At 58.8% G+C, this 25,032-nt stretch carries 20 protein-coding genes; 6 read left to right on the top strand and 14 right to left on the bottom strand.

Annotation, left to right across the window (positions count from 1 at the left end; genetic code table 11):
- Positions 1-61 precede the first annotated feature (61 nt).
- The 4 genes from C1719_RS00915 to C1719_RS00900 all read right to left on the bottom strand — a co-directional run bounded on the left by C1719_RS00915 (position 62) and on the right by C1719_RS00900 (position 4,151).
- A complete protein-coding gene (locus C1719_RS00915) occupies positions 62-289 on the bottom strand; it encodes a hypothetical protein (RefSeq protein WP_102373387.1) in 228 nt (75 codons plus the stop codon).
- Between the two features lie 239 nt (positions 290-528).
- On the bottom strand, positions 529-1,362 hold the full coding sequence (locus C1719_RS00910) for a nitrilase-related carbon-nitrogen hydrolase (protein ID WP_102373386.1): 834 nt from the start codon (positions 1,360-1,362) through the stop codon (positions 529-531).
- A gap of 111 nt (positions 1,363-1,473) precedes the next feature.
- Entirely contained in the window at positions 1,474-3,054 is a 1,581-nt protein-coding gene (locus tag C1719_RS00905) for a hydantoinase/oxoprolinase N-terminal domain-containing protein (protein WP_102373385.1), read from the bottom strand.
- Positions 3,054-4,151 (bottom strand): S-methyl thiohydantoin desulfurase family protein, encoded by a 1,098-nt coding sequence (locus C1719_RS00900; protein WP_102373384.1) that lies wholly within the window; start codon positions 4,149-4,151, stop codon positions 3,054-3,056. The genes C1719_RS00905 and C1719_RS00900 overlap by 1 nt, the downstream gene beginning before the upstream one ends.
- Positions 4,152-4,312: 161 nt before the next feature.
- Between C1719_RS00900 and C1719_RS00895 the strand changes: the two genes are divergently transcribed.
- The 4 genes from C1719_RS00895 (at position 4,313) to C1719_RS00880 (ending at position 8,725) form a co-directional block, all read left to right on the top strand.
- Positions 4,313-5,272 (top strand): DUF1177 domain-containing protein, encoded by a 960-nt coding sequence (locus tag C1719_RS00895; RefSeq protein WP_102373383.1) that lies wholly within the window; start codon positions 4,313-4,315, stop codon positions 5,270-5,272.
- 15 nt (positions 5,273-5,287) lie between these two features.
- Positions 5,288-6,070, top strand: a complete 783-nt coding sequence (locus C1719_RS00890; RefSeq protein WP_102373382.1) for an AroM family protein — start codon at positions 5,288-5,290, stop codon at positions 6,068-6,070.
- Positions 6,071-6,188: 118 nt separating this feature from the next.
- Entirely contained in the window at positions 6,189-7,133 is a 945-nt protein-coding gene (locus C1719_RS00885; protein ID WP_102373381.1) for an aminopeptidase, read from the top strand.
- 182 nt (positions 7,134-7,315) lie between these two features.
- A complete protein-coding gene (locus tag C1719_RS00880; RefSeq protein ID WP_102373380.1) occupies positions 7,316-8,725 on the top strand; it encodes a response regulator transcription factor in 1,410 nt (469 codons plus the stop codon).
- Positions 8,726-8,815: 90 nt separating this feature from the next.
- Here C1719_RS00880 and C1719_RS00875 read toward each other — a convergent pair whose 3' ends face one another.
- The 7 genes from C1719_RS00875 to C1719_RS00840 form a co-directional block, all read right to left on the bottom strand.
- Positions 8,816-11,065, bottom strand: coding sequence for an oxidoreductase (locus C1719_RS00875; RefSeq protein WP_180963403.1), 2,250 nt, complete (start codon positions 11,063-11,065; stop codon positions 8,816-8,818).
- A 322-nt stretch (positions 11,066-11,387) separates the two neighbouring features.
- A complete protein-coding gene (locus tag C1719_RS00865) occupies positions 11,388-11,918 on the bottom strand; it encodes a pyridoxamine 5'-phosphate oxidase family protein (RefSeq protein ID WP_102373377.1) in 531 nt (176 codons plus the stop codon).
- A 618-nt stretch (positions 11,919-12,536) separates the two neighbouring features.
- The gene (gene tnpA, locus C1719_RS00855) at positions 12,537-13,058 is read right to left on the bottom strand and encodes an IS200/IS605 family transposase (RefSeq protein WP_180963402.1); all 522 of its coding nucleotides are present in this window, start codon (positions 13,056-13,058) and stop codon (positions 12,537-12,539) included.
- A gap of 139 nt (positions 13,059-13,197) precedes the next feature.
- Positions 13,198-13,473 (bottom strand): hypothetical protein, encoded by a 276-nt coding sequence (locus tag C1719_RS15495; protein WP_146007814.1) that lies wholly within the window; start codon positions 13,471-13,473, stop codon positions 13,198-13,200.
- A gap of 31 nt (positions 13,474-13,504) precedes the next feature.
- Entirely contained in the window at positions 13,505-14,326 is an 822-nt protein-coding gene (locus C1719_RS00850; protein ID WP_180963401.1) for a 4Fe-4S dicluster domain-containing protein, read from the bottom strand.
- A gap of 4 nt (positions 14,327-14,330) precedes the next feature.
- Positions 14,331-14,912 (bottom strand): molybdopterin dinucleotide binding domain-containing protein, encoded by a 582-nt coding sequence (locus C1719_RS00845; RefSeq protein WP_102373374.1) that lies wholly within the window; start codon positions 14,910-14,912, stop codon positions 14,331-14,333.
- 105 nt (positions 14,913-15,017) lie between these two features.
- Positions 15,018-16,898, bottom strand: coding sequence for a molybdopterin-dependent oxidoreductase (locus tag C1719_RS00840; protein WP_102373373.1), 1,881 nt, complete (start codon positions 16,896-16,898; stop codon positions 15,018-15,020).
- A 241-nt stretch (positions 16,899-17,139) separates the two neighbouring features.
- On the opposite strand from C1719_RS00840, the gene C1719_RS00835 reads away from it, so the two are divergent.
- Positions 17,140-18,642: a helix-turn-helix transcriptional regulator gene (locus C1719_RS00835; RefSeq protein ID WP_180963400.1), complete on the top strand. Its 1,503-nt coding sequence runs from the start codon at positions 17,140-17,142 to the stop codon at positions 18,640-18,642.
- A gap of 192 nt (positions 18,643-18,834) precedes the next feature.
- The gene (locus C1719_RS00830; RefSeq protein ID WP_146007813.1) at positions 18,835-20,064 is read left to right on the top strand and encodes an MFS transporter; all 1,230 of its coding nucleotides are present in this window, start codon (positions 18,835-18,837) and stop codon (positions 20,062-20,064) included.
- A gap of 178 nt (positions 20,065-20,242) precedes the next feature.
- Here the strand turns inward: C1719_RS00830 and cydB are convergent, their stop codons facing one another.
- The 3 genes from cydB to C1719_RS00815 all read right to left on the bottom strand — a co-directional run bounded on the left by cydB (position 20,243) and on the right by C1719_RS00815 (position 24,983).
- The gene (gene cydB, locus C1719_RS00825) at positions 20,243-21,271 is read right to left on the bottom strand and encodes a cytochrome d ubiquinol oxidase subunit II (protein ID WP_180963464.1); all 1,029 of its coding nucleotides are present in this window, start codon (positions 21,269-21,271) and stop codon (positions 20,243-20,245) included.
- Between the two features lie 8 nt (positions 21,272-21,279).
- The gene (locus C1719_RS00820; RefSeq protein WP_102373369.1) at positions 21,280-22,758 is read right to left on the bottom strand and encodes a cytochrome ubiquinol oxidase subunit I; all 1,479 of its coding nucleotides are present in this window, start codon (positions 22,756-22,758) and stop codon (positions 21,280-21,282) included.
- A gap of 935 nt (positions 22,759-23,693) precedes the next feature.
- A complete protein-coding gene (locus tag C1719_RS00815; RefSeq protein ID WP_102373368.1) occupies positions 23,694-24,983 on the bottom strand; it encodes an amidohydrolase family protein in 1,290 nt (429 codons plus the stop codon).
- Positions 24,984-25,032: the final 49 nt, after the last annotated feature.

Here is a 25,032-nt window from a genome sequence, read left to right as displayed (position 1 = left end):
GCTTGGATCGCGCCGGGTCTTTCTTTGCACGCCTGCGGACGGCATCGCACCAGCCGGACGGCTAGCTTGCAAGAAACTCCAGCAATCGCTTCTTGCACGTATCGCTATCGCAATCGTCCGCCTCTTCGTCGATCAGGTAGCGAACAGCCTCGTTCCACTCCTTTTCATCGTAAGAGCCCGCTTCGATAGCGCGCAAAACCCCGAACGCAGGATAACGCCCGGGATGGTACTTCAATTCAGAAACATACTCGCATCCGGCGCTAACAGCGATGTCGTCGATAAGGCCCATAGGTTCTCGGCCCCTTCCTTATCCATTCGGTACCGATGGATCGACGTGGTCTCACCGTTTTCGGCGGCTCGATCGATTATCTGCACGCTTATATTTACTCGTTTGCAAACAATAGCAGAGACGCCCCCCCCCGCAAGTTTTCCTTAATATATTATCTTTTGCAAGGGCCTAGCCTCCGAAACGAACCGCATGCCGACGGCGAAATTCGATCCCCTCGCCATGCGGTTTCCGAACAGGCTCTACGGCAAGAGCTTCACTTCATCGTAAAGTTCGGGGCGACGATCGCGCATGTAGGGGCTTGCAGTGCGGAATCGCTTGAGGGCATCGAAATCAAGGTCGGCGTACAGGATTCCCTCGGCCTCTTCGGCAAGCTCGGCCATAACCGCGCCGCGCGGATTGCAGACGCGGGTGTGGCCGCCCATGTAGAGCGAGTCCTCCGTGCCGAAGCGGTTGACCGCCGCAAGGTAGACGGTGTTCTCGAGAGAGCGGCATTGCGTGTTGAAGTTCCACACGTCGTGATCTTCCTCGCACCACGCCGACGGGCACACGATAAGCTCGGCGCCCTTGAGCGCCAGGATGCGCGCGACCTCTGGAAAGCCCATGTCGTAGCAGATCATGATGCCCACTTTGCCGAAATCGGTCTCGAAAACGGGAAATTCGCTGCCCGATCGAAAGTAGAAGCGCTCAAGCGCCCACAGGTGCGCCTTGTCGAACGTGCCCATAAGCTCACCCGAACGGTCGATGAACACCGAGCTGTTGTAGGCAACGGCGGGAAGCTGCTCTTTGGAAAGGGCCAACCCCGCAATGAGGTACACGCCGTTTTCCCGCGCTGCCGACCGAAGCGCGGTTACCGTCGGGCCATCGATTGACTCGGCAAGATCGAGAATGCGCGGACCCACGATATCAAGATTGTAGCCCGTGGAGAAAAGCTCGGGCAGCACGACAAGATCGGCTCCGCCTGCGGCTGCTTCGGCAACGAGCTCGCACGCATGGGCGGTGTTGCCGACCGTATCGCAGATCGTTCCCTCGAATTGCACGAGGGCGATGCGCGCGTTCATCTTCCTATCGACCATGGGTCCTCCTTACAGGGCGCTTGGCCGCACCCGTTTCTTCCAACCGGCGAGGGCACCCCGTACCGAGACACCCTCGCGAGCTTCGCCTGCCGCATCGTAGGCCGCATGGGTCTACAGCATCAAATCTCCGACGGCCTTCACGCGGATGCACAGCGCATCGCCCAGATACGCCATCGGAATATCCTCCACATCGATGACCTCGACCGTATCGGGGTCGGCGCCCGCCTCGATCGCTTCGGCCATCGCTTTTTCCTTCGATTGGGAAATAGCCTCGTCGCGGGGCGTTTCGGTTAGCGAGAACACTTTGGCGATCTGTCCGGATACCTGGGCGATCGCAGAACCGATTGCGTTTGCAACGCCGAAGTTCTCGGGCCTGAGCACCGGGTCTGCGCCTTCGAGCTTGCTCGGCGCGAGGATGGAGCCTCCGCCCACAAGTATCACCGTCACATCGCCCGCCGACGTCTTCATGGCATCGACCGCATCCTCGATGATGCGGGTGATCTCCTTGTACGCCGCCTCGACAAGCCCCGTATCGAGATCCGCCACAAGCGACGGGTCGCCGACGCCCGCGGCCAAGCCCTTCGCAACGACGATATCGGTTGCCGTCAGCGTGTCGCCGCCGAAGCACAGCGCCTCTTCGGTCACCTTGTAGCCTACGCTATCGGGACCGACCGTCACGCGACCATCGTCGAGCTTGCGCACGATAGAGCCGCCGCCGAGCCCCACCGACACAAGGTCGGGCATGCGGAAGTTCGTGCGCACGTCGCCGATCTCGACCGCCACCATGCTTTCGCGCGGGAAGCCGTGGGCGAGCACGCCCACATCGGTGGTGGTACCGCCGATGTCGACCACGACTGCATCCTTTTCCTTCGTCAGGAAGGATGCGCCGCGGATGGAATTCGTTGGTCCGCAGGCGATGGTGAAGATGGGATAGCGCTTCGCGTAATCGACCGACATGAGCGTTCCGTCGTTCTGGCCGAGGTACACCGCAACGTCGTGGAGCCCCTCGGCATCGAGTGCGGCCGCGAAGCTTTCGGCCGTAGTCTGCGCCACATCATGGAGCGCCGCGTTCAGGATCGAGGCGTTTTCGCGCTCGAGAAATCCGAGCGAGCCGATTTCCGACGAAAGCGTGATCGGGAAATCCTCGCCGAGCTCCTCGCGCAGGATCGCACCGGCCCGCTTCTCGTGGGCATCGGACACCGGCGAGAACACGCTCGTCACCGCGATGGATTCGAATCCCTCTTCGCGCACGGTCCGGGCGACCTCGCGAATCTCGTCTTCGCCGAGCTCGCTGATTTCGCGTCCGTCGAACTCGTTGCCGCCGTGCACGATGAAATCGCGCACGCCCATGGCGTTTTTCAGTTCTTCGGGCCAGTCGGCCATGCAACTGATGGCCGTGGTCGCAGGCGCGCCGATACGCAACGCCACCACTTTGTTGAGGCGCTTGCGCTCGACGATGGCGTTCGTGCAGTGCGTGGTTCCGAGCATCGCGAATCCGATGTTCTCCGCCGCCTCGGGGCCCACCTGTTCCACCACTTCGTGCATGGCGGCCTTGATGCCGCCCATAACGTCTTCGGTCGTCGGGCTTTTCGTTGCCGCGACAAGCTTCAGATCGCCATCGATGATGACCGCATCGGTATTCGTTCCGCCGACGTCGATTCCAAGACGCCAGGTACGCGTTGCCTTCGCCATTACGCCCGCCCCCCTTTCGCCATGCGCTCTTCAACGGGAATGTAATCGACGTCGTAGCCGAAGGCGCGCGGACCTACGACGGCAAGCCCCTCGGGCGTGCGCCACTGCGGAGCGCAGGGCATGCCCACCACGACGACGCGGGCGCCGTACTTGAGGCCCTCGGTCGTCACCGGCGTGCCCGACTCCATATCGAGCGACATGATAAGGTCGGGAGCCGTCGTTACCGGCTTCTCATCGCGCAGTGCGATGAGATTCTCGTTTTGGAATTCGATCACCATGCGCGAGCCCTTGTCTTCGTCGAGGCCGTCGACGACCGCCTTGCCGCGCACGAACATGCCGTCGGTCTTGCGCTCGACATCGACCACTTTGCCGCGGAACAGCCGAAACCCGTTCGTCACATCGAGCACGGCATCGATGGGATCGGCATGCTGCTCGCGCGCTTCGCGGAGCGTGCGCCCGATCTCTTCGCAGAGCGTCGGCGTATTGGGAATGCAAAAATCTTTGAGCTGCTTGCCCGTGCAAGGGTACGACGCGAGGATGGTGTAACCGCCCATGACCGAAGTCGCCTGGCGCGCGATGCGCTCGAGCCACCTGTCATCGATGCCGCGCACGGTCACCGTGTTGCCCTTTTCATCGGCAAGCACCGCAGGTTGGCCTTTCACGCCGTTGATGCCGAGCGTGGTCATCTGCAGCTCGGGGAACGCACGGCCCATGAGGTCGCAATCGACTACGGGAATGCGGCGAGTGGCTGCCAGGATGAACGGGATCGTCGAGTTCACGCCGCCCGCTTCGACGGCGTAGATGGCGTAGGGCTCCTGCCCGAGCTCCTTCACGAGTTCGTCGTAGGTCGCCATTGGCTCGGCTCCGCTGCAGATCTTCTCGACCATGATAGTGGGAGCGCCCATCATCTGGGAAACCGCAACAAGGGCATCGTCGGGAACCTCATCGGGGGTGATAAGCTCGACTTCACCGTAGCGCCTGATGGCCTCGATGGCCATCAGCTTGCCGACGTAGGGGTCTCCTCCCCCGCCGGCGCCGAGAACCGTTGCGCCGAGCGCCATGTCCTCGATCTCCTTGACACCGATCATCCTTCTCATGCATCGCACCTTTCAAACTCATACTGTCTGCGCAGACAAATGTATGCAAAATGAGATTGTATATAACCTTACCTGAAGAGCAAATGAAGATCGATGGAATACGAGGTAAAATCAAGTGTCTTCATGCGAGATGATCCGATACGCACGCCAAAGGAGGACCGATGCTTCTCAAACATCTGCTCAACCTATACGAACTTCTCGATTCGCCCGCCGCGAGCGGCGAAACGGTTAAGGCGTTCCTTGAAGATATCGACCCCGCATGCAACGTGGAAACCTACGCCCTTTCAAGCGAAAAGGGCGAAACCGATATGGTGCGCATCCGCATACCGGGCGCGCATGGAAAGTCGACGGGAGGCGATGCGCCCACCATCGGCCTGCTTGGACGGCTTGGCGGTCTGGGTGCTCGGCCCGAAAGGATCGGCTTCGTGTCCGATGGCGATGGCGCGCTCGTTGCGCTTGCCTGCGCCGCGAAACTCATCGACATGCACGCAAAGGGCGACGTTCTTGCAGGCGATGTGTTCATCTCGACCCACGTGTGCCCGCATGCCCCCACGATGCCGCACAAGCCCGTGCCGTTCATGGGCTCGCCCGTAGCAACCGCCGCCGTCAACAAAGAAGAGGTCACCGAAGAACTCGACGCCATCCTCGTGGTGGACACCACCAAGGGCAACCGCATCGCCAACTACCGCGGGTTCGCCATCTCCCCCACGGTCAAGCAAGGCGTCATCCTGCGCGTCAGCGAAGATCTACTCGACCTGGTGGAGATAGCGACCGGTCGCAAGCCCCAGGTGTTCGCGCTTTCCATGGCCGACATCACGCCATACGGCAACGGCCTATATCACCTCAACTCGGTCCTGCAGCCCGCGACCGCAACCGATGCGCCCGTCGTGGGGGTCGCCATCACCACCGAGACCGCCGTGCCCGGCTGTGCAACGGGCGCCACGCATCTGAGCGACCTCGACGAAGCGGGTACGTTCATGATCGAAGCGGCGAAGGCATTCGGCGAGGGATCCTGCTCGTTTTTCGATGCGGAAGAGTTCGAGCTGTTCGGCAAGCGCTACGGTTCGATGGCCGCCCTGCAAACGATGGGTGCGCTGCCTGCGGAAGACGAGATGGCGTAAAGCAGGTTGTTCGCCATGCCTTCCGCCAAGTCGACCGACGCGCCAAGCGCCGAATTCCCCGCCCCCACTCAGAATCGGGGATGCGACATTATCGGATTCGTGACAATCGGGCAGGCGCCCCGAACCGATGTGACCGCCGATCTTGCACCGCTTTTGGGATCGGATGTTGCAATCGTCGAAGCGGGGGCGCTCGACGAGCTGGACGACGTATCGCTGGTCGCACCTAGGGATGGCGAAGCCGTGCTGGCTTCCCGCATGCGCGACGAAAGCGGCGTTGTCGTATCGCAAGCGAAGGTCATGCCGCTCGTGCAGCAGGCGATCAACCGCGTCGTTTCGCGGGGTGCGCGTGCCGTCGTGCTGCTGTGCACGGCGAACCTTTCCTACCCGTTTGCCTGCGACGTGCCGCTCATCCACCCCAACGACGTACTGGCAGATGCGGTAAAGCGCGCGGTTGGGGAAGAAGGCGGCGCGGGCGCAAAGAAGGCCGCGAAGGCCGGTACCGGCACGATGCAAACGATCGCCGTCGTCGTTCCCGACGAAGCGCAGATTCCCGAAATCGGAAACCACTGGGAGCGACTGCTCGGACGAAAGCCCGACCTCTATGCGGCGTCCCCCTACGGGCCCGCCAAGCCTCGCATCGACGCCGCACGAGCTATCGGGCAGACCGATGCCGCGATGATCGTGCTCGATTGCATCGGATATTCGATGGACATGGCGCATGAGATCGAGCGGGCAAGCGGCAAGTCCGTCGTGCTGCCGCGCGCGGTTCTGGCCAACGCGGCGAAAGAGCTGTTGTGATCGGCGGCTGTAGGCGCGAACGAGGCGCCTGCGCCAACGCCGATCACGGCACCCGCAACCGCAATGTTTCACGTGAAACATTTGTTCGCTATTACTGCCATAAGAAAGAAATCCGCTGATGGAACTTATCGAACGCGCACAGCGAATCATCCTCGACAGCCTGTGTTTAGTGGAGGGCGAAACCCTGCTCGTAGTCACCGACGACCCCACGGCCGAAGTGGGCGAGCTGTTCTACCGCGCCGCCCGAGAGCTTGGCCGCACCGCGCTCGTCATGCAGATGCCCGAGCTCGACGTTGCCGGGCAGGAACCGCCCGCCGCAGTCGCCGCCGCAATGAAGGCGGCAGACGTGGCGCTCTGCCCCACCGCGAAATCGATCACGCACACCAATGCGCGCATTGAAGCCGCCGCTACAGGAACGCGCGTGGTAACCATGCCCGGTATAACCATGGACATGCTGCGCGCCGGAGCGTCCTGCGCCGACTACACGAAAGTAGAAGCGCGCACGCTGCACCTGACCGAAAAGCTTACCGCCGCGAAGAGCGCCCGCATCGAGAAGGACGGTCACGTGCTCACGCTCGACCTCGGCGGACGGTGCGGCGTTGCGAGCCCCGGCGTGTATCGGGAAAAAGGGTCGAGCGGAAACTTCCCCTCAGGCGAAGCCTACATCGCACCTGTCGAAGGCGGAGGTAGCGGCACGACGGTCATCGACGGGTCGATGGTCGGCGTCGGCAAGCTCGAAAGCCCGCTTACCGCCACGATCGAGGACGGGCGCCTGGTTGCGATGGAAGGCGAAAACGCCGACGATCTGGGCATACTGTTCGCCCGCCCCGAAAATGGCGTGGTCGCCGAACTCGGAATCGGCACCAACGACGAAGCCATCCTCTCGGGCGTCATCCTCGAAGACGAGAAGCTCTACGGTACGGTGCACGTGGCTTTCGGCACCAACACCTCGTTCGGCGGCACGAACAAAGCCGACTGCCACTACGACGGCATCATCCTCAACCCCACGCTCTACCTCGACGACGAGCTGATCATCGACAAGGGGAGGTTCGTCGCCGGCTGATTTTGAACAATTCGCACGCTAACCCTTACTTGTACAAGGATTAACTAAGGGTTACACGAAAACCCTTAGTTAATTTGGCATCGGGCAAAGATCATCATTGCCGATGTACTTGCAAGAAGAACCTGCACGTAATATATTCCTTAGATTCGCTCAATACGCTTGCTTGTTTAGGGGGCACCGGGATGACCGCAGTGGGGAAACGGCTTTCTATGCCGTTGCTTTTGCTTTTTTCGGGATACTATTATTATGCATATCTCTTCTTCAACCGACTTTTCTTCTCCGTCGAACAAGCTGGCAGGTTCCACCCTATCTTCATTCAGGTCGCCATCGCTGCCGCTGCCGTAGGCATCTACATCATCGTCAGGCACTTCGCCAAATCGCTCGACTTCCGACCCACCGTTCTTACCTGCATCGTTACAGCAGCCTTGCTTCTCGGAGGAATCGGGATCGACTTCGTGGGACTGACGGCGCACGAATCGGTCGTTACGGCATTTCAAACCGGTGCGTGCCTGCTGTTCGGAGCAGGGTTCGTCCTCTATGCGCTCATGTGGACGCGCATGTACGAGCGCCTGCACTTCTCCACGATGATGGTAACCATGGCGGGCGCACTTGTGATCAGCACCGTAGTTCGCGCGCTATCGTATGTCGAAGTATACGGCAAGATTGTTCCCGCAGTGATCTTCTGCGCGATCATGGGAATCAGCCTTTTGATGCTGTACCGAGCCGCACGCATCGCCCCATCCGACATATGGCGGATCGATATGAATCAGACTCAACCGTTTCAGCCTTTGAACAGGGAATTCATACCAAGGCTCTGGATGCCGCTCGTCGCTATGGCATGCGTGGGCTTCGGCGTGGGGCTATCGTGGGGAGAAAGCGCTGCGCTGTCTTATGAGGTGCCAACCTCGGTGATCGCCGTCGTGCTCCTCTTCTCTCTCATCGTGTTCTTTGCGAAATTCGGCAAGGGCGACGTGAAGTCCTACTCTACCTTCTATGCGATAGCATTTCCAATCTCGACTCTCCTTCTGCTCGCATCGCTCCTCCTCAGCGACACGAGCGAGCTCGGATCGTTCGATTGGATCCTGAGCTTCGTCTACTACTGTGCCCTCGCGGTTTTCGAGGTGTGTTCGATCACTGCGTTAATTACAATTTCCCAAGTTAACGGCGTATCTTCTGCAAGTGCAATTCTCGCGCGTTTCGGTGTCTACGGCGTTGCGGTAACAATCGGGAAGATGGTCTCATTCGCCGTCGACGCAACAGCGGTAGACGGTATTCTGGGTGTTGTGCTCATGCTGTACATCGGATGGAACGTCGTCGTGCTTGCGAAGGATCAGATACTCGACTCCCGCGAAACCGCTTTGCCCGTCCCAGAGGCAATCAGCGAAAACATCGGCGACACGTTCGGTCTGACGAAGCGGGAACGCGAAGTCCTCACGCACCTGATCGAGGGGCGCACCTACGAGGGAATCGGTCGCGCGCTCTTCATTTCAGCAAGCACGGTCAAAACCCACGTGAAGCACATCTACAAGAAGATGGGGATCCAGACCCGCGACGAGATGATCAACCTGATCTTCGGCTCCAGGAGCCAGTAGGCAATACGCGCATCGGCGGCATAAGCGCGAGAGCCGCACAGCCGCATGACAGCAACCGCACAGCTCTCGCAAAAATAGCCGATTGTCAGATTATACGGCGCGTGCAGCCTGGTTGCCTGCGCTGATGGCTTCGGCAATGGTCGAGAATTCCGCCGAATCCCCCACGTTGTACGCTTCGTAGCTCTTCGAGATCGCATCGAAAAGATCGGTGTTGGGCTCCATCGCCTGGCAGTTAACGATCGCGCCGGCGGTGATGGTTTTAGTGGTTCCATAGGTGGTCTTTAGCTCGACCCCTTCCTCGGTGATGCCCACGATTTCCGACTCGTAGAAGATCTCGGTGCCCTTGCTTTCGAGCCAAGCCTTCTGACTGTACCTGATCCACGAGGGATGCTCGACATCGAAAAACTCTTCGGTGCGCGGCGAGAGGATGGTCACGTGCTTTCCCTGGTTGACCAGGTTGATAGACATGTCGATGGCATGGTGGTTGTCGCCGATGATGACAACATCGTCCGCGATATCCGAAGCGACCCCTGCATCCTCGATGCTCATGACCAAGGAGCTGTCGGAAGCGCCCTTGATGGAAAGCTCGGGACGGTTTCCGCCGACGGCGACGATGACGGCATCGGGCTTCACTTCGTCTACCAGCGCCTGATCAACCTTCGTTCCCTTCTCGACGGTAACGCCCGCAACCTCGAGCTGGCGTTCAAGATACGCGCAGAAGTCGGCGATCTTCTCATGAGGACCCTTAACTGCGGAGGCGAATGTCATCCGTCCGCTGAGCGAACCATCCTCCTCATAGAGCGTAACGGAGTGACCGCGGCTGGCGGCAATGCGCGCAGCCTCCATACCCGCAGGTCCGCCGCCGACGACCATGACGTTTTTCGGAGTCTCGGCAGGTGCCGGACGAGCGCTCGTTTCGATACCGCCATCCTTTACGCGACCGAAGGTAGCGTTGCAGCGACAGCCTACGGTGACAGGGTGAGGAAGCACCGCCTGCAGGCAGGTAATGCAGTGATTGCAAGGGGCGACTTCGTCGCGACGACCCTCCGCAAGCTTGTTGGGAAGCTCCGGATCGCACATGAGCGCACGGTTGACCACGATGTAATCGATATCGCCGTTGCCTAACGCGTTGTCTATGACATCGGGAGCAAGACGCGGATCCATATTGCCGACCGTGCCAACCGGAATGCTCACAGCCTTCTTGATCTCGGTCGCCAAACCGAGCAGCGCGCAGGCACCGTCGTATGATCCGTTCACCATGCCCTCGAAATGACGGCTGAAATCGATAGCGGTCCCGTAGCCGGTGTTGCCCGGCTCGCACAGGTGCAACGTGTCGGGGAAAAAGCCGCCATGGTAGCCGATAGCCGCATAGCGAATCTCGAGCATGTCGGCGCCCGCCTCCTCGAACAGCTTCGCGAACTCGATCGCCTCGGCGACCTTCATGCAATCGTCACTGTTGCCCAGGTATTCGACGTTCTCTTCGATGCCGTTATAGAGAACTTCAACAAGGAAGTCGGACCCGCAAGCTTCTTTGATGCCCTTGATGAGCTCGGTGAGAATACGGGCGCGGTTCTCGAAGCTCTGCGCTCCGTACTCATCGTCGCGCTGGGTGTTCCAGTGCCGCGAGAGAAACGAGGCAAACGTGTGGTCGCACCCGGCGTTGAGCTCGACTCCGTCGAATCCCGCTTTCTGCAGCATGACGCTTCGATTGATGAAGTCTTGCTGGAACGCGTGGATGTCGTCGACGCTCATCATCTTGCGGGTCGCGAGGTAGTTCTCGAACGGAGCCGTAATGGGGCCGTCGCAAGAGCATTGGTTCCAAAAGCCCACGAGCTGCATGCCGATAAGCGCACCCTGCTCATGCACGTAATCCGTGAACTCCTTTATCAAGGCGGCGTCTTCATCGGTCGCAAGCGGTGTATTGCCGCTTGGCGCCTTGCCTGTGAAATCAACGAACGGATCCATCCAGATCAAGCCGGTCCCGCCCTCGGCGATGTAACCGTAGTAGTTCTTCACATCGTCGGAGAAACCCGCGCCCGTCGAAACGGTTCGAGACGTGGCGCCCGCCTTGACGATGCGGTTCTTGAGCGTCTTACCGCCCACAGTCAGCGGGCTGAAAAGATTCGAGTAGTCGGTGGTGTAAGCGGTGTACGAGTCGTCCTGCGGATTGCGCTGCGCAGCGCTTTGTTGGCTTGTCGGAGCCGCCACCCCATCCTCTTGGGCTTCTTGGCTCGTCGGCTGCGGCGCGCATGCGCTCATCGTCGTTGCCGCCAGTGCACCGACCGTCGCCGTCGCACCGAGCCCAAGAAACGAACGGCGAGTAAGTCCTTGCTTTTTCATATGCTTTCTCCCATCGCAATACCGTTTTTGCTCCGCCCGAACCAGACGATGCGCTTGCATCTGCCTGAAGCGAACGAAACGCTCCCTAAAGAAAGACGACGCATCCGAAACATCACGTGCGGCTTTCTCGTCTGGGGATATGGTGCTGCAGAAAAAGGAGTCGGAAAATCCTCCGAATGGTTGGTTCGCATCGTCGATTCGGGTGATATACGTCGAATCGACGTTTCGCGGGAAAAAGAGAAAGGGGCTTTCGAGCAGATTCGATAGCCCCTTACGATCGACTTAGATCGGCCGCCGCGCAAAGCGGAAACCCGCCGTGCCGCTACCCTTCCGCGCCCTCGGGCTGCGCTTCGCGGGCGCGCACGAGCTCGATCGCCTCTTTCGTGCTGAAGTAATCGAGGTCGATCGCCACTACGCTCGTGTGGTTCCATTCGCCTTTGATCTCACCGTCGGAATCGTAGCCGGGACTGTATTTCTCTGCCAGCAGCTCGAGTCCGTGGCGCTTCTCGTCGTCATCGGAAACAACGCGGGCAACGCCGAACGCGATCACGCTGCGAAACTCGGTCGTGAACTTCTCGGGAAGCACGTGGTCCTGATCGATCACGCAAAACGACACGCGGTCGTTGCGGCCGAGAGCCTCGAGCTTATGGCCCGCGGTTGCACAGTGGAAGTAAACAGTGCCGTAGAGCGCTCCTGGCGCGAGCGAGCTCTCCTCGTAAACGTAGCTGATCGGCACTCCGTATGGATAGAGCTCATCGTGCAGGCTCAACACCCCCGCCGTGTTGCGATGGAGGATCTCTCTCCCCTCTTCCACGGGAAGAGCTTGCCTGCTCCTGCGTATCTCTCGAAACATGGGTCGTCCTTTCTATGCGCGGCACTCCTGCGGCGCGCCCGCAGCATGCATTCGGCACCTGCGGCATATTCGTCATTATAAGGGACGCCATAGTATCAAAAGCGGCGGACGAGAAAACAGAAGAAAGCAGTTTTTCGGGAACGACGAGGAAAAATACGCTCGGAAATGTACGGTTCAAAACTCAGGGTTAGAGGCGTACATGCGCTCGAGGCAGCCATCATCGCCCCGCACCATACCGAGAAAGCGCCAGCCGTATCGCTCGTAGAAACCCGCCAGATCGGTTACCGGATACAGCGCATCGCAATCAGGTTGTTTCGCTTGCTGCGTTTTTCGTCATGCCGACTCCTTGCCGAGTCCGTCCTGCGTACGCGCGCCTGCCTTCGCGAATGATCCGTCTCGTCTTCAACCCCATTATCGCCCGCTCGCATACGCACCTGCAATTAAGCTGCCGCTTTTTCGATGAGATGCAAACCCGACGACGCTCCGACAATCAGAACCACCCGTGAAAACGGGTGGTTTGCTCTAGGGGTATAACCCCAAGGATTACCAGCCAGCGCCTAAAGACGCTGGCCTTCACTTGTGTTCAGGCCGTATAGCTTTTGACTCGCAACAAGCCACTTAAAGTGGCAGCTTGCCTTGTCCTTTGATGAACGGGTCTTCGTATTCTTTAACGCTTAACTTGTCGAGTGCAATGTCGTGCTTTTCTTGTTCGCGAATGTATTTTGCAATAGCGGCCTCATTAAGACCTACCGTGCTTACGTAGTAACCTTCGGCCCAAAACTTCCTGTTACCGAACTTGTACTTGAGATTGGCATGCTTGTCGAAAATCATCAGGGAACTCTTTCCCTTCAGATACCCCATAAAACTAGAGACGCTTATCTTCGGCGGAATGCTCACTAGCATGTGAACATGATCAGGCATGAGGTGCCCTTCTAGTATCTCAACGCCTTTGTATCCGCATAGTGTGCGGAGTATGCTCCCAATGCTAGTCCTCAATTGATTGTAGATAATTTTGCGCCTATACTTCGGAGTGAAGACGATGTGATACTTACACATCCACTTCGTGTGCGACAGGCTATGCGACTGTTGCGCCAAATTAATCACCTTCCTAATTCGCTGGACGACCTGAACAATCGCCATTGTATAGGAAGGTGATTTTGTATAACATCTGTCGCGCACCCGCATAGCGGGTGGTTGATATCGTCCGCGCTTTGCGCGGCCGACGGGCTAAAGCCCTAACAAAAAGCAGGGACGCGATCGCGCGTCCCTGCCTGCATCGCTATAAAGCGTTCGGCGGCTTCGGTGCCGATGGAGCAGCAGGAGCCCCAGGGGCAGTCGGTGCGCTCGGCGGCTTCGGAGACCCCATCGGAGCGGCGTTTTGCTGGAAGTCCAAACCCGGCGTCCAATCGCGGCTTTCCGCCGACTGGGTTCCTACAGGACCCGAAGCGAGATTAGCTCCGCATTGGGCGCAGATCGTCACGCCGATGAAGTTCTCGTGCCCGCATTCAGGGCAAACAGGGCTTGCCGTTTCAACGGTCGGTGGTCTAAAACACATGGCATCCTATCCTTTCTTCTTCACGCTACGCCTAGACGAGCGCGGTAAGTTTAACGGTATCGAGGTTGATCGACTCGGAGGCGTCCATGTTCGAAAGCTCCTTGTAGCCATACCCGTCCTTTTCGAAGGACACGGTGTAGTACCCAGGCTCAAGCCCCTTGAGTTTGAACTCGCCGAACGCATCGGTAACGTCGCAGTACCGAAGCCCGAGCATCTGATGGGTCGCGGTCACTTTCACGTTGGACAAGCACTCCTTCCCATCAAGCGAGCAGGTCTCCCCCGCAATGAACGGCCGGGGCAGCTGCTGATACAGGACCTGCGGATTCGTGCCGTATTCAGGGTGAAGATGCTCGACAGGCGACGGCAGAAGCGTGGAATCAACTACGTCTTCCGACTCGACGATCTTCAGCGCGTCGGTCGGACAGGCGGTCACGCAACGCGGCTCCCGACCGATGTCGCGCAGGTGAGCGCACATCGTGCACTTCTGGGGAATGTCAAGCTCAACGTTCCAGTACACCGCATGGTAAGGGCATGCCTCCATAATGGCTTTCTGACCCTGCGCCTTCTCGGGATCGATGATGATAAGCCCGTCCGAGCGGCGGTAAACCGCACCGTCCTTGGCAACCTTCATGCAGGGAGCGTCGGCGCAATGCTGGCACACGAGCTGCGTGCGCTGCATCTCCACGCGCGACCCGTCTCCTGCTTCGACATTTTGAACTTTGATCCAGTACTGCTTCGGAGCTTGAATCGCAGCGATCGGACTCCAATCATTATCGCAATGCTCGTCTTTGCATGCCGTCTGGCAATTGCGGCAATCGATGCATTTCTCCGCATTGATCAATAGCGTTTTCATCGGCTTACCCCTCCCTGTTCCACGTGCGATACTTGCCAGCGAATCCGTCAGGATATTCCACCTGCAACGCATCGAGATCGGCTTTCTCAACCTCGAAGAGCACCGAGTTGAACGCTCCGCCGACATGGTGCACCGACATGGGGGCGTTGTTGGAAAGCACGTTCCCATCGCCGCCGCGGTCAATCGAGTGGACGTCTTCCGACAACGGATCCTGCCAGGCGCCGTAGGACAGCCACGCGACTCCGGGAATCAGGCGCTTCGTGATGCGGACGCCCGCCAGCACACGACCGCGATCGTTGCGGCAAAGCACAATATCGCCATCGGACAACCCGCGCTCCTCTGCGTCGATCGGGTTCATCCAGCAGGGCTCGTACCCGTAGCCGTCCGGTCCGTACACTTTGTAGTTCTCGCGCAGCCATTCGATGTCGTTGTACTTCCCATGGAAGCGATACTTCGGATGCGCCATGAGCATTTGCAGCGGATAGACCTGCTTCAGATCCTCCGAAAGATGCCCCTCGCGCTCGGGGATGAAATGGGGCACGGGAGGAATCTCCGAATTGTTGTTGTAGTGTTCGTACAGGCGCATGCTGAAGATCTCGGCTTTACCCGAAGGCGTATCGAGAGGATTGTTCTCAGGATCCTCGTAGAACTTCTGGAACTGTTTGCACTCCGCGTAGTTTTCCGGCTGGGGTCACACGTAATAGCCCTTTTCCTTGAACTCGTCGTAGGACAGCGGAATGCTTGTCCGCTCGAACATCTTCCGCAGCAGCGTTTCTTCGGTATTCCCTTCGATGTAGTAGTCACCCAACCCTAAACGCGTTGCCACGTCGGTGTAAACTTGCAGGTCAGTCTTGCTCTCGCCGATGGGGTCGACGCATTTCTGCGTAAAGACCGCGTTGCGAAGGCCAACGTAGGACGGGGGAACGTACTGGCCGACGGAAGCGGGCTCGGTGATGTCCTGGCGCTCGAACACGGTGGTGATGGGCAACACGATATCGGCGTAGCGGCAATCGCGATCGAACCACGGAGCTGCAACGACGAACGTCTTGATGTTTTCGCTGCGATAGGTTTCAATGTGATGCTGATAGTTGGGCGGGTTGGTCAGCGTCGAGCCGTGCAACCACACGAACTCGACCTCGGCGCAACCTGCCATCGGATAGTCCATCTGCTCGAGGAACATGTCGGCGTTGAAGTTATCCTGATGGCCTCCCTGCCAATGCTGGGGAGCGTTGTTGATGCAGTCGTTGAACTTCTGGAAGGTTATCTTCTGCGGAACGGGATTGGGATAGTACTTCTCCATCACCACGTTCATGCCACCGTCGGCGTATCCCGTCGGACCGATCTGGTTCACGCCATCGTAGGGACCCGAAATAGACAGACACGTTCCCTGCACGCCGACACCGGGCTTGCCGAGCCCCTGCATGATCTGCAGAACACCCATCATACGCGTGAACTCATGGGCGAACTCGCGACGGCAGGCGCCGCCCTGCATGCACCACAAGGAAGTCGGCTTGGTGCCCCACTGCCGTGCCAAAGCTCGGATTACGCGCGGTTCGACACCGCATATCTCGGAAGCCCATTCGGGTGTCTTCGGAATGCCGTCTTCCCATTCGCCCAGGATGTACGCCTTGAACGAACTGCCGTCGGGAATGCCGTCAGGCAGATGCTCGTCGTCGAACCCGACCGCATGGGTATCGAGATACTCCTGGTCATACAAGCCTTCGGTGATCCATGTGTACGCGATAGCCGCAGCCATCGCACCGTCGGTACCGGGGTATATCCGAATCCACTTATCGGCGTAGTTCAGCCCCGTCTCGTTGAGGAACGGTTCCACAACGACGATCTCCTTGCCGAGATCGCGCCAGTACTGCCACAGGCGCGCCGTGTCGATGCCGCTGTAGATGCTATGCATGAGCGGGTCGTTGCCCCACAGGATGATGAGCTCGCTGTTGCGGGAAACGTCTTGGAGCGAATCGGGAGCCGCCGGCAAACCGTGCCCTTGCCAGTCGCCCCACAAAAACGGCGCTCCGCAAGCCCACCCCTCCCAGCTGTTCGGGGTAAACTCGATGAACGTACCGCCCACCATATGCCAGAAACGGTACACGTCGCTGAACACGAAATGCAAGCTTCCCCACTCGGTGTGAGCGCTGTCGCAGTAGCCGATGCCCGAAGGGCCCTTCGTCGCGCGAACGCGGTTCATTTCCTCCACGATAAGATCGTACGCCTCGTCCCAGCTGATGCGCTCGTATCCCGTGATACCGCGGTTTTGGGAATTCCTCTCGCCATGGGGATCCCAATCTTTTCGCTTCATCGGATACTTGACGCGCGTTTCGGTTGACTGCATCGCTTTGTACGCCTGTCCCCAAGGCAGAAGCGGAAGCGTAAGCGGCGGGCGATAGCACTTGCCGTTTACCTTGACCTCCCAAGAGTCGACCTCTTCAGGATCAAACGAAAGCGGATCTACGCGAACGATCTTGCCGTCTTTCACGTCAACGAACATCGGACCGGCGGTCGTACACGATGTATGACGGTCGACATCTGCAGGATCGGTATAGCTTCTCACATCTCCCATAGACTCCTCCTTTTTCCTACGTTCTTGCTTGCACTCGTCGAGTCTCGCGGATGGTGCTACACTGTCCGATGTCACTCAAGCCAGTTCGTCATGCTTCGGCAGCTACGAAGAACCGCCGACCCGAAAGAACCATCCGCTCGACGCGCTCAACCATAGTCCCGGCGGCGATCTCGCACAGTCGCCGAACTATGGCAAAAACCGATTTGCGTGTCATGTCGTTGGTACTACATAGGGGGAAATGATGGCTGACGAAGCGAAGAAACCGGATTCCGGCTACTCCGACGATGCAATTCCGGAAAGCATTTTCGGCGTGATGGCAACGATATCCTTCATGCTCTACAGTTCGTTTCTGGTGACTACGCTGATCTTCCCCGTGAAAACTCAAGACGCCGTAGGCTCGACGCTCACCGTTCTACCCGCTTTCTGCGGTCTGCTCGTATTCGCCTGCACTCACCTTGTAGCCGTCCGCATGAAATTCCGTCGATCCCCGAAAAGCGAGGGGGGAAGAATCGCCCTTTCGACGGCGTTGACCGTCCCACTCCTTACCGCCATGGCGGCATCTGCATTCGACCTGCAAGCTTCCCTTCTCATGCAAGCTGCGGCGTGGACGCTTTGGGGGCTGGGGCAGGCGCTGTTCTTTCCCCTGGTAGGATCGTTGCAGGCTCGCGTAGACCGCAACGAGGGAAACCGCAAGATATCGCTTGCCTCCGTAGGCAGCGCGATCATGTGCATCTCCCTGTTCGGGGCGCTCGCACTTTTTGCTCCCGATCCGCTTCGGTCCTTCCTGCCAGGCGTTTACTTCGTCGTCTCGCTCGTGTTCTTCTTCGCAGCGGCGCACGGCAGGCAAGACGGCAGTGCGGGGGCGCCGCATGAGGAAAGCGGATTTGAGACCCTTGCGCCCAAATTCCTCTCGCCCACTATAGTCGGCGGCACGTTCAGCGTGCTCACCTGCTACTGCATTGCCCATTTCGGCATGTGGGGCACGCTGGGGGTCACCGCAAGCGGCAGCTTTATCGGCGGAATCGTTTTCCTTGCAACCGCGATGGTTCTCAAGCGCGCGCTCACGAACACGCTCATCGAACGACTGTACTTTCCCATCACCGCATTGTGCTTCTTCCTTGTACCGACCCTGCCCGACGCCTACAAGTTCATCCCCACCTGCATAGCGTCGAGCATGTTCTTTTACTATGCCGCTTTCTACTGGAGTCTGATCATCGCAGTCGGACGGGACCAGGAAACGGTTTCGCCCCGCCACTTCTCCGCAGGACTGCTCGCTCCGTCAGCGGGAATCTGCGTCGGATGGGGCATAGCCTCGGCGTATGCGCTTGCGGGCGGCGACCTCGCCCATCCTTTCGTGCTCTTCTTCGGCTGGATCGTCATCTACACCATCGTTTTGTCGATCGCTCCGTACGCCACGAACACGCTTCTCGAAATGGACCTGCTCAAACCCGAGTCGACAATGGCGCAACCCGACCCAGCCGACCGAAGCGGCAACAGCTGGGAGCAAGCGTGCGAGCTGATCGCAACCACCTACAAGCTGTCCCCACGCGAAAAGGAGATCTTTGCGATGCTCGCCCACGGGCGAAACGTGAAGTTCATCAAAGACAGCCTTTTCATCTCCGAAAACACCGCCAAGACCCATAAGTACCGGATCTATCGGAAACTGGAAGTCAATACCCACCAAGAGCTGCTCGACCACGTCGAAAAGATCGAGCAGAAGCTTCTGCAGCAGCGGCAGGATTAGCGATAACCCCGCCCGCAAATCGGCAAATTCTAATATATCCCCAGTTCGTAGGTGCTGTAATACCTTTGATACGACATGTCGCCGACCGCAAAATCGCGGTCTAGGTGGGACAGACACGCCCCCGTTCACAACCTAGCATTGGCTTACCGAAGCGCCAAAAGGCGATTTGGGAAACATTGAAAGGAGTGTCTTGTGGAAACGAGGGGTACAAGCGAACAAAAGGTTCGCCCATATGCGTGGCTGATTCTCTTAATTGTTTTTCTAGCAAGCTTTATCGCGCCTATGGCGCAGTTCAAGGTGACGACGCTTTCCAAGCCTTTGATGGATGCGTTCAGCCTCGATCCGGCTTCGTTCGGATGGCTCATGTCGGCTCTCACCGTATGCGGCGTCATCCTGGCGATTCCCGCCGCTTGGATGTGCGGAAGAATGGGTATCAAGAAAACCATCCTAGCATCGATCGCTTGCGTAGGCGTCGGATCGCTCATCGGAGCGTTTGCCGAAACCGCTCCGCTTCTGTATTTCAGCCGCGCGATCGAAGGATGCGGCATCGCACTTATCGGAGTTTCCGCCCCCACCGCGATTTCGGTTTGGTTCCCCGAGCGCAGGCGCGCGCTGCCGTTGGCTATCTGGTGCACGTGGATGCCCCTCGGTTCGACGGTAGCGATGCTGGTCGTCCCGCAGATTGCAGATGCGTTCGGCTGGCGCGGCGCATGGTGGATGTGCGTCATCGCAGCAGCAGTCATCTTCGTCGTGGTTCTGCTTGCATTCAAGATGCCCGAAAACGGATCGAGCGAAGACGCCGTGGAGCAGGTCGAGCAGGAGAAGGGATACTTCATCCGCGGGCTCAAGTTCCTCAAGAACAAGGAGATCTGGCTGCTTTGCCTGGCGTTCTTCTGCTTCAACTTCGTATGCAACGGTGTGTTCATGAACTTTTATCCGATGTACCTCGAGCAAGGCATCGGCATGACCAACGCCGAAGCGGGCGCCATCACGTCCATCATGCCGCTTCTCACCATCTGCATCATGCCCATCATGGGAATCGTCTACGACAAGATCGGTCGCCGCAAGCCCTTCGTCGTCGCAGCATTCGCACTGTGCGCCTGCACGCTCGCCATCGCCTTCATGGACAACCTCACGCTCGTGTGGGTTTCCGTCATCATCTTCGGATTGATGGGCGGCTTGGTCGCTTCCGGCACGCGTCCGATGACGCCCGAGATCATGGAGAAGAAGGGTGGCGGAGCGCTTGCCATCGCCATGGGAATGAGCGTCATGCAGATCTCCCAAAACCTCGCGCCGACTATCGGCTCCCCGCTGTTCGGCGGACTCTCGAGCAGCCTTGGATGGCTTACGGCATCGGTCGCGCTCTGCGTGCCTTTGGCTATCGTAGCCGTTGTCGCCATGGTGCTCATCAAAGTCAAATAGTGGGTTTGCGCTAAAACGCTCGCGCACACAGCCGCGCAAAGCGCCAAATGGCAATGACGCCAACCATGCAACCGGATGCAAGTCGTATTGAGCATGCACGACAGAGGAGCCGCCTCCAATCGAAGGCGGCTCCTACTTGTCAGCCATGCTGAAACGCTATCGCCTTTCGGCTGCGTCCCTAGTAGTGCCCCAGGTCCTCGTCCTTCACGCGCCCGCGGAACGTGCGGTAGATGATGACATGGTAGATGAGCACGAGCGGCAGACCGACGCACGTGATGATGGTCATCCACATGAGAGCAAGCTCGGAACCCGCTGCGCTCATGAGCGTGATCGAAGGCCCGATGCTGTCAGGCGATGCCACCACGAAGTTCGGGAACATCGATGCGGCAAGCAGAGCCACGAGGAAGAACGCGCCGACCGACTGGCAGAGAAACGCCCACAAATCGGAACCCTTCCTCATCATGATCATGGAACCGACGATCCCGACAAGCACGATCGCCGCAAACAGGAAGCGCAGCACCGTGAGCTCGGGAGCCATCGCAGGCTGGATGATGAAGTGGCCGTAGATCGACACGATCACAAACAGCGCGAGCGCCGCAATCTGAATCGGGAAGGCAGCCTTCACCGCGCGGTCGCGCAACGCCGAGGGCTTCGGCGATTTGAGCGCGAGCCACGTGGCTCCCTGCGCGAGGAACATCGAAAGCCCCAGCAGACCCGTGAGCAACGTGAACGGCGTGATAAGACCGAGCAGCGGAATGCCGATGTAGTCGCCGTTCGCGCTCATCGGAATACCCGCGTAGATGTTGCCGACCGCAACGCCGAACAAAAGCGACGGAAGCGCCGAGCCGATGAAGAACAGCTTGTCCCACACACCGCCCCACTTCGGATCGTATCCGCGGAACTCAACCGAAACCGCACGCACGATCAGGCTGAATAGCACAAGCATAATGGCCAGGTAGAAACCCGAGAACGTCGTCGCGTACGCGGGAGCGAACGCCGCGAATAGAGCGCCGCCCGCGGTGAGGAGCCAAACTTCGTTGCCGTCCCATACAGGACCGATGCTCCTGCGCACGATCGCCTTTTCCTTATCGTTTTTGGCGACGAACGGATACAGGGCGCCCGCACCCAGATCGAAGCCATCGAGCACGAAGTAGCCGCCGATGAGAACGAAGATCAGAATGAACCAGAGAACTTGGAAGAATGTCATTTCCACGACTACTCACCACCTTTCGCCTTCGAAGCTTTGCCGTCGCCAGCCTGCGTCGTTGCAGCCGCAGCATCGGAATCGTCTTCAGCGCCGAGAATGCCGACGCCCGCAGGAGTCAGCACGGGACCCTGCTTGATGAAGTGCATCACGATGCGAACCCACGCCACGGCGATAAACGCGTACACGAGCACGAACAGCAGCAGCGTCACCAGTATCTCAACCGACGAAACCGATTGCGATACACCGCTCGCCGTGAGCAGACTTATGCCGTCGGGGCCCGTCGCAGACGGATAGACAACCCACGGCTGACGTCCCACTTCGGTGGTGAACCAACCCGTTTGAATCGCGATGAACGGGAACACCGGAGAGATGAGCAGCAGCGTTTGCAGCCAGCGCATGTTCCTGATTTTTCCCTTTCGGAACGAGAACACAAGTGCGAGGATCACGCACACCATGATGAGGCCGTACATGGCAACCATGATGTGGTAGCTCTGGAACACGGCGTTCACCGGCAGCGAATCGACGTCGAGGTCAGCATATTGCTCGGTCTCGGCGAGATCGTTCAGCCCCAAAAACTCGGTGTCCCAGGTGCCCGTAGCCAAGAAGCTCGTGCCACCGGGAATGTAGAACGGGGTCAGCACCTCGCCCGACTCCTCGTCGACCCAACCGAACGCGTAGAGCGGCGGAACCTCCGATTCGTACATGCCCTCCATCATGGCAAGCTTGGTGGGCTGCTCTTCGGCAACCACGACGGCGGCAGAGTGCGCGAACGCAAGCATGAGGCAGCTCGACACGATGCCGACCGCCGCGCCGATTTTCATCGTCTTCATGGCGAAATCGGTATGCTTGCCTTTGCGCAGGTAGTACGCCGCAACGGCAATGGCAAAAAACGCCCCCATGATGATGAGCGCGTCGACCGTGTGCGTATAGCGGGGAATCGTCGACGGATTGAACGCTGCCGCGAAGAAATCGGTGATAACCGCACGCGTCCCATCGGCGTTCAACTCGGCACCCGCAGGCGTCTGCATCCACGAATTCGCGATCAGGATCCACAGCGCAGAGAGCGCCGACCCGATGAACACGAGCCACGAAGATACCAGATAGAACTTCGGCGAAACCTTATCGCGGCCGAACAGCAGCACGCCGAGGAACACCGACTCGAGGAAGAAGGCCAAAAGCGCTTCTGCCGCAAGCGGCGCACCGAAGATATCGCCGACGAAGCGGGCATAGTCTGCCCAGTTGGTTCCGAAGGAGAATTCCATCGTGATGCCTGTGGCCACGCCGACCACAAACGTCGCGGTGAAAATCTTCACCCAGAACTTGGCCGCCGCAGCATCCTTTTCGCTGCGAGACCGGAAGTACCTTGTCTCGTTGATGGCTAGGATCAATGCAATTCCGATGGACAGCGGCACAAAGAAGAAGTGGTACCCGGCTGTCAGGTAAAACTGTATTCTTGCCAACATTGTCGGATCAGAAAAGATCTCCATCGCACACCCCCTTTTTACTCAAGCGTCTAACCCGCTTTCCGTCAGCTGCACGAAGAGATGTCTGACCTGCTCCCAACGCGCTAGCGACATAACACAGCGGCGTTTCCCCTTGGAAACTTTGACGTCATTCTAGCACCGAAACCATCGCTTGTGTTTGTAAATGATACTTTTTTTATACCATTTAGGATACTTTGCAGCGGTTTTCCGCAAAGCGACAGATTCGAATTCATGGTACGCCCTGAAAAAGAGCGTTCCCCATCAGGAATTTCGTTGGAAACGATGCGGTAACGGGGCTGTTACCTAATCGTGATCTTGATTGAAGGCACATTCTCATGGAAAACGCCTTTTCCCACGCAGGAGAATGCGGCAGCATCGACAGTAGCGACGGCTTGGCAACGCCATCGGCAGCGGCAGCGGCATCGTCAATAGCGGCGACATCGCCCAGGTGGCAAAAACAGGTAGCGCCTTAATCTGCACAATTTTTGCCAGATTCATACATGCGAACATGCGGGCGGGCTGCATTGGGTGCCCCTGTCGAAAATCGAGCGGGCATTCTCCCAGCTCGCAAGCCTGCAGATGGCCCTGCTGCGCGGCAGCGGGCATGGTCGGGGCTTCTGCCGGGCTCCCACATGTATGAATCTGGCAATTTCTGTGCAGATTGAGGCCTTCCGCGTGCCGCGCCAGCCTGCCTTCGGCAAAGCTCGCACGTCGCCCAAAGGCTTTCTCTAGAGGAGGCAGTTAACGCACGCGAACGTCTGGCACCGCCATCCCGACGCTTGCACCAACGACCGACGCCTGTGCACCAACGGCAATCTAAATCTATTTCGCGGGCAGACGGGGTAACGCCCTCTTCACGCACAAAACCCGTGCTCGGCGCGGACAGTCCGGACGAGTCAGGTGCGGCGCTCGCGAAGGCATCCCGATGCCCCCGTGCCCTACAGCAGCTTATCGAGCTCTGCATCGACAAGCGAAATGCGCTTGACGGTCGGATGCTCGAGCAAAAGGCCGCGGGCAACCACCATGCTCGGCGCGCGCAGCACGGCAAGGTCGTCGAGCGGATTGGCATCGTAAAGCGAGATATCGGCGCATTTGCCCGCTTCGATGCTTCCCGTCTCCTCTTCGATTCCCGCAATGCGCGCATTCAAAAGCGTCGCCGTATGGATCGCATAGGCCGGCGACACTCCAACGTATTTTGCGAAGTAGCACACCTCGCGCCACATGTCGTATTGGGTGACGAACGGACAGCTCGAATCGGTGCCAAGCCCCACCGGCACCCCCGCTTCCAGCGCGTCGCGCGCGCCTTGCACGATCCCCTCGAACACAACATTTGCATTGAACTGGGTGAATTCGTTCATGAGCGTCACGGACGGATCGAGCTTGCACAGGGGAATCGCCGGCGAGATGGTGCAGATGTCGGCCGCGCCGGCTTTCTTGTACAGCTCGGTTGTCTCAGAAGTTGCAGGCGCGCCGTGCTCGACGGTATCCACACCGCCTCCAAGTGCCACACGCACGCCTTCGGTGCTTTCGGTATGGCTTGCCACGTAGAAGCCGAGTTCATGCGCCTCATCGCACACCGCCGCCGTCTGCTCGAGGCTCATCTTGAGTTCGCCGGGCTCGCCTTTCACCTTGGCATCCATTACGCCGCCCGTCACGCATATCTTGATGAAATCGACTCCATGCTCTTTGTGGCTGCGCACGAGCGCGCGCAGATCGTCGGGGTCGGTTGCCGTCACGGCGAAAGTGCCGTCGCCATGCCCTCCGGGAACCGTAATAGCCGGTCCCGATACGAGCAGGCGCGGCCCCCGCACAATGCCCGCGTTGATGCGATCGCGCAGACGCACGTCGGACCAATGGAAATCGCCCACTGCGCGCACGGTGGTCACACCTGAAGCAAGCTGGGCTTGCGCACCCGATTTCACCATCGAGTCGAGCACTTTCGCGCCGAGCGCCGTCTTCGTAATCTTGATAAGCGTCTGCGCACTGCCGCCGCCCGAAAGCGTCTTGCTCGGCTTGCCAGTTCCGAACAGGTGCACATGCAGGTTGATAAGCCCGGGTATCGCGTACTTTCCCGTGCAGTCGATGCGCTGGTAGCCCGGCTCCGCATCGCCGTGATCGACCACGGCCGAGATCACGCCGTCCTTCACGTAGATATCGACGCCTTCGCGCAAGTTTGCTTCAGTCGACGTTCCATCGAACAGGTTGCAGTTTGAAAGCACGTAATCCATGATCGCCTCGCTTCGGTGCTCGTTCCCGTTTGCGTCAGTATAGCGCGCG

Source organism: Raoultibacter massiliensis (genome assembly GCF_900199545.1).
Taxonomy (GTDB): Bacteria; Actinomycetota; Coriobacteriia; order Coriobacteriales; family Eggerthellaceae; genus Raoultibacter; species Raoultibacter massiliensis.
Note: the sequence above shows the minus strand (reverse complement) of the source record. Positions and strands in the feature narration are given on the sequence as shown.

Excerpts from the sequence above, each read along its gene's own strand:
- C1719_RS00905 (WP_102373385.1), bottom strand. The coding sequence starts at position 3,054 with ATGGCGAAGGCAACGCGTACCTGGCGTCTTGGAATCGACGTCGGCGGA.
- C1719_RS00845 (WP_102373374.1), bottom strand. The coding sequence starts at position 14,912 with ATGCGCCTGTACGAACACTACAACAACAATTCGGAGATTCCTCCCGTG.
- C1719_RS00820 (WP_102373369.1), bottom strand. The coding sequence starts at position 22,758 with ATGGAGATCTTTTCTGATCCGACAATGTTGGCAAGAATACAGTTTTAC.
- C1719_RS00875 (WP_180963403.1), bottom strand. The coding sequence starts at position 11,065 with ATGAAAAAGCAAGGACTTACTCGCCGTTCGTTTCTTGGGCTCGGTGCG.
- C1719_RS00885 (WP_102373381.1), top strand. The coding sequence starts at position 6,189 with ATGGAACTTATCGAACGCGCACAGCGAATCATCCTCGACAGCCTGTGT.
- C1719_RS00880 (WP_102373380.1), top strand. The coding sequence starts at position 7,316 with ATGACCGCAGTGGGGAAACGGCTTTCTATGCCGTTGCTTTTGCTTTTT.
- C1719_RS00840 (WP_102373373.1), bottom strand. The coding sequence starts at position 16,898 with ATGGGAGATGTGAGAAGCTATACCGATCCTGCAGATGTCGACCGTCAT.
- C1719_RS00850 (WP_180963401.1), bottom strand. The coding sequence starts at position 14,326 with ATGAAAACGCTATTGATCAATGCGGAGAAATGCATCGATTGCCGCAAT.
- C1719_RS00815 (WP_102373368.1), bottom strand. The coding sequence starts at position 24,983 with ATGGATTACGTGCTTTCAAACTGCAACCTGTTCGATGGAACGTCGACT.
- cydB (WP_180963464.1), bottom strand. The coding sequence starts at position 21,271 with ATGACATTCTTCCAAGTTCTCTGGTTCATTCTGATCTTCGTTCTCATC.
- C1719_RS00890 (WP_102373382.1), top strand. The coding sequence starts at position 5,288 with ATGCCTTCCGCCAAGTCGACCGACGCGCCAAGCGCCGAATTCCCCGCC.
- tnpA (WP_180963402.1), bottom strand. The coding sequence starts at position 13,058 with ATGGCGATTGTTCAGGTCGTCCAGCGAATTAGGAAGGTGATTAATTTG.
- C1719_RS00865 (WP_102373377.1), bottom strand. The coding sequence starts at position 11,918 with ATGTTTCGAGAGATACGCAGGAGCAGGCAAGCTCTTCCCGTGGAAGAG.
- C1719_RS00900 (WP_102373384.1), bottom strand. The coding sequence starts at position 4,151 with ATGAGAAGGATGATCGGTGTCAAGGAGATCGAGGACATGGCGCTCGGC.
- C1719_RS00835 (WP_180963400.1), top strand. The coding sequence starts at position 17,140 with ATGGCTGACGAAGCGAAGAAACCGGATTCCGGCTACTCCGACGATGCA.
- C1719_RS15495 (WP_146007814.1), bottom strand. The coding sequence starts at position 13,473 with ATGTGTTTTAGACCACCGACCGTTGAAACGGCAAGCCCTGTTTGCCCT.
- C1719_RS00910 (WP_102373386.1), bottom strand. The coding sequence starts at position 1,362 with ATGGTCGATAGGAAGATGAACGCGCGCATCGCCCTCGTGCAATTCGAG.
- C1719_RS00915 (WP_102373387.1), bottom strand. The coding sequence starts at position 289 with ATGGGCCTTATCGACGACATCGCTGTTAGCGCCGGATGCGAGTATGTT.
- C1719_RS00895 (WP_102373383.1), top strand. The coding sequence starts at position 4,313 with ATGCTTCTCAAACATCTGCTCAACCTATACGAACTTCTCGATTCGCCC.